This is a genomic window from Streptomyces aureocirculatus, from assembly GCF_000720475.1.
Taxonomy (GTDB): Bacteria; Actinomycetota; Actinomycetes; order Streptomycetales; family Streptomycetaceae; genus Streptomyces; species Streptomyces aureocirculatus.
This window is the reverse complement of record NZ_JOAP01000099.1, coordinates 1-8,815: the sequence shown is the minus strand read 5'-3', so window position 1 is coordinate 8,815 and position 8,815 is coordinate 1. Positions and strand designations below refer to the sequence as shown.

The following is an 8,815-nucleotide window of genomic DNA, read 5'->3' as shown; positions in this document are numbered from 1 at the left end:
CGTGCGGTGAAGATTCGACACCTCCACCACACACGGGGGCCTTCGCCATGTTCAAGACCCAACCGTGTCAACAACGTCCGTGATCAATACACCTAGGGCGTGTCCGATGGGTCGGCGTGGAGCAAGGAGCGGCGTCTGGTGCGTGCGATCGCAAGGCGCCGGGGTGCCCTCGTAGCGGAGCTACTAGGGCATTTCGGCAACGCGGCGAGCGTGCGTGCCAGGCGTCGCGACGCCGCGCCGACCCATCGGACACGCCCTCGCCGTCAGCGCAGCAGGAGTTGGAGGCCGCCGAGCACCGTCGCGCCGATGACCAGTTGCTCGAAGAGCCGCTGGTTGATGCGGTGCGCGCAGGCCTTGCCGATGAGCGCGCCCGGGATCACGAACAGGACCAGCGCCGCGTCGAGCAGCAGCGAGGGGCCGTCGATGAGGCCGAGGCCGACGCTGAACGGCACCTTGGACGTGTTGACGATGAGGAAGAACCACGCCGAGGTGCCGAGGAAGCTCAGCTTCTTGAAGCCCGCGGAGAGCAGATACATCGACATCACCGGGCCGCCCGCGTTGGCGACCATCGTGGTGAAGCCGCCGAGCACCCCGTAGGAGGGCGCGGCGGCCCTGCTCATCCTCTCCCCCGCCTCCCCTGCGGCCCCGGCGGCGGCGCGCTCGGCTGACCTCCGGCGCCATATCGTGACGGCCGCCATGAACAGCAGGATCACCCCGATCGACGTACGCATCACGGCGTCGTCGGCGAACAGCAGGAACACCGTGCCCACGGCCACACCCGCGCCGACCGCGGGGAACAGCCGCCACAGCGTGGGCCAGTGGGCGTGCCTGCGGTAGGTGAGGACGGCGAGGACGTCGCCGACGATCAGTATCGGCAGGAGTACGCCCGTGGACGCGCGGGCCGGGAGCACCGCGGCGAAGACGGCGAGACTGATCGTGTTCGCGCCGCTGACGGCGGTCTTGGAGAAGCCGACGAGCCCGGCCGCCAGGGCCAGGACGGCGAACTCCCCGACGGTGATCTCGGCGAAGGCATCCATGGTGAGATCCGATGGTATGCCCAAGCACTTTCCGGGAGTTACGGGTGTCAGTCCCGCTCGACGAGCAGGGCGCTGCCCTGGCCCACGCCCACGCACATCGTGGCGAGGCCGCGGGTGCTGCCGGTGCGGCGCATGCGGTGCAGGAGCGTGGTGAGGATGCGGGCGCCCGAGCAGCCGAGCGGGTGCCCGATGGCGATGGCGCCGCCGTCGGGGTTGACCAGGTCGGGGTCGATGCCGAGCGCGTCCACGCAGGCCAGGGCCTGGGCGGCGAACGCCTCGTTGAACTCGGCCTCCTGGATGTCGTCGACGCTCCAGCCGACCCGGGCCAGGGCCTTGCGGGTGGCGGGCACGGGGCCGAGCCCCATCACGTCCGGGTGCACGCCCGCGGAGGCACCCGCGGCGTACCGGCCGAGGGATTCGAGACCCAGGTCGCGCAGGGCCTCCTCGCTGACCAGGAGGAGCCCGGCCGCGCCGTCGTTCATCGGCGACGCGTTGCCCGCCGTGACGGTGCCGCCCTGCCGGAACACCGGGCGCAGCGCGCTGAGTTTCTCGTACGAGGTGTCCTCACGGATGCTCTCGTCGGCGTCGACCACCGTACCGTCGGGGGTGGTGACGGGCAGCAGTTCGCCGTCGAAGCGGCCGTGTGCCCGTGCGGCGGCGGCGCGCCGGTGGCTGCGCAGGGCGAAGGTGTCCTGGCGTTCGCGGGAGATGCCGTGGCGGGCCGCCACCTCCTCGGCGGTCTCACCCATGGAGAGCAGTCCGTGCAGTTCCCTCATCCGCGGGTTGACCAGGCGCCAGCCGAGGCGGGTGTCGGCCGTCTCCATGCGGTGCGGCAGCGCCTCGTCGGGCCGCGGCAGGACGAAGGGGGCGCGGCTCATCGACTCGGAGCCGCCGGCGAGCACGATGTCGGCGTCGCCCGCCGCGATGGTGCGGGCCGCCGAGGTGACCGCCTCCATGCCCGAGGCGCACAAGCGGTTAACGGTGGCGCCGGGGACGGACTCCGGGAGCCCGGCGAGCAGGACCGCCATGCGGGCGACGTTGCGGTTGTCCTCGCCCGCCTGGTTGGCGGCGCCCCAGTAGACGTCGTCGATGCGAGCCGGGTCGAGCTGCGGCAGATCGTCGAGCAGACCGCGGACGACGGCCGCGGCGAGGTCGTCGGGGCGGACGGCGGACAGCGCGCCGCGGAGCCTTCCGACGGGGGTGCGGCGGGCTGCGGCGAAGTGGACGGTGCGCACGGTGGGGCTCCGGATCTGCTGCGAGGGTTCGATCTGCTGCGAAGGGCTCGCTGTGCGGCCCGCAAATTAGCGGTGCTAGTTTTGGAGTGTAGGGGGTGGCCGGGGGTTGTGGAAGGGTGAGGCCGCCCGGTGGGGCCGCCCTCGCGACCGCGCGACCGCCCTGCGAGACCCCCGCGACCTCGCGATCGCCTGGCCAGGCTCCAGCGACCGCGCGACCGCCCGGCGGGGACCTGCCGACCACCACCGCTCAGCCGGACCCGCCCGATCACGATCGCCTGGTCAGCCCGCCCCCGTGACCGTGACGCGCAGCGGCCCCCCGCCCGTGTCCGCGTACGGGAGCCAGGACGCGTCGAGCGTCCATGTCCGGCCGGGGGCCCTGCGCCCCCAGGACCGCTCGCGGTGCAGCACGTGGCCGTCCTGTTCGACGAGCAGGACCGGGTGAGTGAGGAACTCGGTGGCGCGCAGGAGGAAGCGGCCGCCGACTGGGCGGGGGGCGTCGGGGGCGAGCCGGCTGGGGGTCACCCAGTGCAGCGGCGCGGCCACCTCGACGGCGGGCCCCGGGTCCGGCCACGCCCCGGAGCGCAGGAAGCGGCGTACGGCCGCCGCGGCGGCGGCCCCCTCCGCGGCCACCGCGCCCGCGTCCGCCACCGCGTGCAGCAGGTTGCCCGCCGCGAACACCCCGGGCAGGGCGGTGCGGAAGGCCGCATCGACGGCGGGGCCGCGGGTGCCCGGGGCGAGCGGTACCCCGCCGCGCCGGGCGAGCTCGTTGTCCGGGACGAAGTCGCCGGTGAACACCACGGTGTCGCAGGCGATGTGCGTCACGCGCCCTGAGCGGTGCCGCAGCCGCACGCCCGACAGGCGTCCACGGCCGGTCAGTTCGGCCACCGCGGTGCCGGTGAGCCGCGGCACCCCCTGGACGATCCTGGCCCCGGCGGCACGCCACGGCGCCGCCTCGTGCCGGTGCCGCCGCGTCACCTGGGCGACCACCTCGACGCCCGCCCGCCGCAGCGTGTCGAGCGCCGCGTACGCCACCGGCTCCGCGCCGACGACGACCGCGCGGGTGCCCACGCTCCTGCGGTAGAGGTGGACTTCCTGCTGGAGTTCGCCGGTGGTGTAGACGCCCGCGGGCCGGGTGCCGGGGACCAGGCGGGCGCCGCGCGGGCGTTCGCGGGCACCGGTGGCGAGGACGACGGCACGCGCGGTGACGCGTTCCAGACCGGCCGATGACGTGGTGTCCAGGGTCAGCGGGCCCGCCCAGCCGGTGGCGGTGACGCCGGTGCGCAGCGTGGCGCCCGCGCGCACCGCCGCGTCGACGCATCGCTCGGCGTACTGGGGGCCGCTCGTACCGAGACCCCGGAGGCCGTCGAGGGCTAGCAACCCGTCGAGGGCCCGCAGCCCCTCGGCGCCCCAGAGCCCTGGCAGACTCCGAAGGCCGGGCAGACTCCGAAGGCCTGGCAGATCCCGGAAGCCTGGCAGGCCCCGGAAGCCCGGCAGGTCCCGGAAGCCCGGCAGGTCCCGGAAGCCCGGCAGGCCTCGAAGCCCGGCCTCGTGCGGGACGCCCCGGGTGGGCCCGACGTCACCGAAGCCCCCGTGGTGGCAGTGGCGCGGGATGCCACCGGCCCGCTGCTCCCGCTCCAGGACCTCCACGCGGCCCGCGCCCGTCCCGGCGAGGGCGGCCGCGGCCGCGAGTCCCGCGGGGCCGGCGCCGACGATCAGCACGTCGACGGTGCGCTCGTGTCTCATCGCCCCTCCACCTCTCATCGCCTCTTTGGCCGGCCACGGTCGGCGCGGACTTCGTGACCTTCGCGGCACTCACGGTCCTCACGGTCCTCACGGTCCTCGAAGAGTTGCCGTACCGCAGGGCCGCAGTAGAAGCCCTGGCAACGGCCCCCGCGCGCCCGGGTGCGGCGGCGCAGGCCGTCGATCGAGGCGGGCGGGATCGTGCTGGTGAGCGCGTCCCGGATCTCGCCGCGGGTGACGCGTTCGCAGTGGCAGACGACGGTGCCGTACTCCGGGTCCGCCGCGATGAGATCGGCCCGCTGATAGGGGCGCGGGAAGTTCTCACCGAGGTTGGGCACGGTGACGGGCGGCAGGTCTCGCGGCGGGCCGCCGAGGTCGAGGCCGCAGTCGGCGAGCAGGCCTGTGACATGGGCGGCGATGGCCATGGATGCGGTCAGGCCGGTGGAGCGGATGCCGCCGACGGTGACGTAACGCTGCCCCGGCCTGGCGTGGATCCGGTAGTCGTCGTCCTCGGTCGCCGCGCGCAGCCCCGCGTACACGGTGGTGACGTCCTCGTCGAGGAGCCCGGGCAGGATGCGTGCGCCCTGCTCGCGCAGGCGGTGCAGGCCGTCGGCGGTGGATTCGGTGGCCTGTTTGTCGTCGAGGTCCTCCGCCGTGGGGCCGAGCAGCACGTTCCCGTACACGGTGGGCGCGACGAGGACGCCCTTACCGAGTGCCGTCGGCACGGGCAGCACGATGTGCCGGACGAGGTCGCGGGCGAGCTTGTCGAAGACGATGAGCTGGCCCCGGCGCGGGGTGACCGTGAAGGTGTCGTGGCCGAGCATGCGGTCGACGGTGTCGGCGTGCAGACCGGCGGCGTTGACGAGGTAGCGGGTGCGCAGGGGGCCACGGGTGGTGGTGAGCGTGTGCAGGTCACCGCCGCCCGCCCCGACACCGGTCCGGCGGCAGCCGAGGTACGGCTCGTCGGCGCCCGACCCCACCCCGCCCGGGCGGCAGCCGAGATGCGGGCCGTCACCGCCCGACCCCACGCCAGACCGGCGGCAGCCGAAGTGCAGGTCATCGGCACCTGACCCCGCCCCGGCCTGACGGCAGCCGAAGTACAGGTCATCGGCACCCGACCCCGCCCCGGCCTGACGGCAGCCGAAGTGCGGCTCGTCGCCGTCCGACCCCACGCCGGTCGGGCGGCAGCCGAGGTGCAGGTCATCGCCCCCCGACCCCACCCCGGCCTGACGGCAGTCGAGATGCGGGCCGTCGCCGCCCGACCCCACGCCAGACCGGCGGCAGCCGAGGCACAGGTCACCGGCACCCGACCGGACGCCGGTCACGCGGCAGTCGAGGTGCAGGTCCACGCCCGCCCGTACCGCCTGCGTCGCGTACGCCAGTGGTGTCGTCCAGGGGCAGATGATGCTCTCGCCGGGTACGCCGAGGGCGCCGAGGGCCCCGGGGCCGAGGTGGGGTTCGCGGGCCCTGACCTCGGCGGCGTCCAGGAGCACCGCCTCTTCGTAGCCGTTGCGCTTGGCCTTTTCGAGGAGGCCGGGGAGGGCGGCGAGCTGATCCCCGTCCCAGGCGACGAGGAGCGCGCCGGTGCGCTCCACGGGGATCCCGCACTGGGCGGCGTACGCGGTCAGACGCCGGTACCCGTCCTGGACGAGCCGGGCCTCCAGGGACCCCGGCACCGCGTCGAACCCCGTGTGCAGGATGGCCGTGTTGGCCTTGGACGTGCCCTCGCCCACGTCGTCCGACGCCTCCACGACGGCGATCCGCAGCGGGTGGCGGGCCAGCTCGCGGGCGATGGCGGTGCCGACCACACCGGCGCCGACGACGATGACGTCGTACGGTTCGCCGGGCGCGCCGGAAGCGGACGCGGACGCCGGGGGCCCGCTGCGGGTGACCCGGCCGGGCACGCCGCCCACCGTGCCGCCTGCCGCGTCGTCGAGCGGCATCACGGCCTGCGTTCGAGGAGCGCCGCCACCTGCGCACGGAACCCGGCGCGGCGCGCGGCCGCCTCGTCGGGGCCGATCCGTGGCTCGTACACGGCGGCGGGCCGCCAGTCGGGCACGACGTCGCGCAGACCGAGGCGCGGGTCGAGGCCGAGGCGGGCGACGGCGGCCACACCGAGGGCGGTGACGTCGGCCATGGCCGAGACCTCCACGGGCAGTTGGAGCAGGTCGGCCTGGGTCTGCATGAGCAGCTCCGAGCGGGTCAGACCGCCGTCGACGCGCAGCGTGCGCAGGGGTTCGCCGAGGTCGTCGGCCGCCGCGTCGGCGAGTTCGGCGACCTGGGCCGCGATGCCTTCGCAGAGCGCCCGCACCAGGTGCCCCGCGGTGGTGTCGAGGCCGAGGCCGGTGAGGGAGCCGCGCAGGTCGCCGCGCCACCAGGGCGCCGCGAGTCCGGCGAGCGCGGGCACGAAGGCGACACCGCCGGCGTCGGGGACGGCGGAGCCGATCGGGTCGATGTCCCGGGCGCCCCCGATCACGCCGAGGTCGGTGAGCCAGCGGACCGCGGAGGCCGCGGTGTACACCTGGCCGTCGAGGCAGTAGCTGGAGCTGCCGCCGAGCCGCCAGGCCACGCAGGTGACGAGCCCGGAGTCGCCGCGGCGCGGGCGGGAGCCGGTCTGCGCGAGCAGGAACGCGCCGGTGCCGTAGGTGCACTTGGCGCTGCCCGGCTCGGTGACGTCCTGGGCGAGGAGGGCGGCCTGCTGGTCCACGAGCAGGCCGGTGAGCGGGATCTCGGCGCCGAACGCCGTCGTCGTGCCGATCTCTTCGGCGGCGTCCACGACCCGGGGCAGTGGTTCGCCGGTGAGCCCGAAGACGTCCAGGGCGCGCTCGGACCAGGTCACGGAGTCCAGGTCGAGGAGCTGGGTGCGGCCCGCGGTGGCCGCGTCGGTGACGAAGGCGCCGGTCAGGCGGTGCACCAGCCAGGCGTCGCTGGTGGTCACGACGCCGCTGCGGGTGAGGTGACGGCGCACCCAGGCCATCTTGGGTGCGGCGAAGTACGGGTCGAGCGGCAGACCCGTGAGCGCCTTCAGCTCGTCGGCGTGCGCGGCGAGCTCCGCGCACAGCGGCTCGGCGCGACGGTCCTGCCATACGAGGGCGTCGGTCAGGGGCTCGCCGGTCGCCGGGTCCCAGGCGAGCACCGTCTCGCCCTGGTTGGCGAGGCCGACGGCGGCCACCGGCTCGCCCGCGTCCGCGAGGGCCGCGCGGCCCGCGTCGACGACGGAGGACAGCAGCTCGTCCGGTGCGACCTCGACGTGGCCGCCGGGGAGATACCGCGGGCGCACGGGCGCGCCGCCCGAGCCGATCACACCCCGCTCAGGGCACACGACGAGGGCCTTCGTGCCGGACGTGCCCTGGTCGACGGCGAGCACCGGGCCCCTCATCGGCGCCGTCCACGGCGTGCGGGGCCCCGTCGACGGCACGGGACGAGGGTGCGCCCGCAGTAAGTCGTGATCACCGCGGAAGCCTGCTACAGCGGGCGCGGCACCGTCAAGAGGTGCGGCACGTCTCAAATGCCGCAATAAGGGTCCGTGTTGAGCGGAAGAGAACGCAATGTTCACACCGGCGCGCCGCGTTGACACAACTTGGTCAAGAAAGATCCGAGGACCAGCCGGTAATCGAAAGACTCCGCTCTACACTGACCGCCGAACAACATCCGCCACTCACACATCAGTTCATCAGCGCACATCGCCGCACATCACTGCACATCACTGCACTACGGACACCCCGCCCGCCCCGGAGCTCAGAGCACAGAGGACCCATGCCGATGCCGTTAGCCCGCCCGGTGTATCACCCGGCCGGTCACGACGCTCCCCTGCGCGCCGTGCTCCAGGACCTGAAGGCAGGCCGCTGGGTGTCGACGAGAAACCTCCTGACCGAGACCCCCGACTGGGGACTGTGGACGCAGCGCACACAGATCCTGGCCGCGGCCGTCGCCGGTTCCGACGTGGTGCGCGCCTGGCTCGCCGAGGAGCCGCGCAGCGTGGCCGCGACGGTCCTGCATACGCGTGTCACCGTGGAGCGTGCCCTGCGCGCGCACCGCGCGGGGCACCGGCACACGAACGAGCTGTGGCGGGAGGCGAACGACGCCTGCCGCCTCGCCTCGCAGACCACGCCCGAGGACCCCGTGCCGTGGATCTGTCTGCTCGCCCTCGCCACCCTCGACGAGGGCCAGCGCTGGGACGAGCACCGGCTCGCGGCGCCGGAGCCGATGCTGTTCCCCGGCCCCTGGGGGATCCTCGCCGAGGTCGAAAAGCGCGACCCCGGGAACCGTGAGGCGTACCACCGCATGCTCCAGTTCGCCTACCACCGCAGGCCGGGCGCGCCGCTGACCGAGGCCGTCAACTTCGTGCACTGGGCGTCCGCCGCGGCGCCCGCGGGCTCGGCGCTGCACATGCTTCCGCTGTACGCGCGCGTGGAGCGCTACCGCCGCGAGGGCGGCAACGAGCGCGCCCTGGACCTGCACTGGGTCGGTGAGGACGCGACGCGCAGCGCGCTCAGGGCGCTCCAGCTCTGGTTCGACCACGCCCAGCCGGAGTCGACCTCGCTGCTCGACCTCAACTACCTGGCGCACGCGCTGTGGGGCGCCCACCAGTTCCACGACGCGGTGCGGGTGTTCGAGGCCCTCGACCCCTTCTTCACGGTGGTGCCGTGGACGTACCGCACGCAGGCACCGGGCGACGCGGAGGCGGCCACCGAGGCCTTCGTCCAGGCCCGTGCGCGCTGCTACCACGCCGCGCGCGGCCCCGGCCCGCACGGCTGACCCCGGCGGAGCCCCCCCCCCCCCCCACCACGCCCCCCCCCCCCC

6 protein-coding genes are annotated in these 8,815 nt (G+C 74.4%); 1 reads left to right on the top strand and 5 read right to left on the bottom strand.

Annotation, left to right across the window (positions count from 1 at the left end; all coding sequences use genetic code 11):
• Nucleotides 1-263: 263 nt before the first annotated feature.
• The 5 genes from IG78_RS0140280 to IG78_RS0140255 form a co-directional block, all read right to left on the bottom strand.
• Entirely contained in the window at nucleotides 264-1,037 is a 774-nt protein-coding gene (locus IG78_RS0140280) for a sulfite exporter TauE/SafE family protein (RefSeq protein ID WP_030574465.1), read from the bottom strand.
• A gap of 47 nt (nucleotides 1,038-1,084) precedes the next feature.
• Nucleotides 1,085-2,272: a thiolase family protein gene (locus IG78_RS0140275; protein WP_030574462.1), complete on the bottom strand. Its 1,188-nt coding sequence runs from the start codon at nucleotides 2,270-2,272 to the stop codon at nucleotides 1,085-1,087.
• A gap of 279 nt (nucleotides 2,273-2,551) precedes the next feature.
• Nucleotides 2,552-4,015, bottom strand: coding sequence for an NAD(P)/FAD-dependent oxidoreductase (locus IG78_RS0140270; protein WP_030574459.1), 1,464 nt, complete (start codon nucleotides 4,013-4,015; stop codon nucleotides 2,552-2,554).
• 14 nt (nucleotides 4,016-4,029) lie between these two features.
• Nucleotides 4,030-5,955, bottom strand: coding sequence for an FAD-dependent oxidoreductase (locus IG78_RS52045; protein ID WP_225881909.1), 1,926 nt, complete (start codon nucleotides 5,953-5,955; stop codon nucleotides 4,030-4,032).
• Nucleotides 5,955-7,391, bottom strand: coding sequence for an FGGY family carbohydrate kinase (locus IG78_RS0140255; protein ID WP_030574456.1), 1,437 nt, complete (start codon nucleotides 7,389-7,391; stop codon nucleotides 5,955-5,957). Before IG78_RS0140255 ends, IG78_RS52045 begins: the two co-directional genes overlap by 1 nt.
• Nucleotides 7,392-7,768: 377 nt before the next feature.
• On the opposite strand from IG78_RS0140255, the gene IG78_RS0140250 reads away from it, so the two are divergent.
• Nucleotides 7,769-8,770, top strand: a complete 1,002-nt coding sequence (locus IG78_RS0140250; RefSeq protein WP_030574453.1) for a hypothetical protein — start codon at nucleotides 7,769-7,771, stop codon at nucleotides 8,768-8,770.
• Nucleotides 8,771-8,815 lie beyond the last annotated feature (45 nt).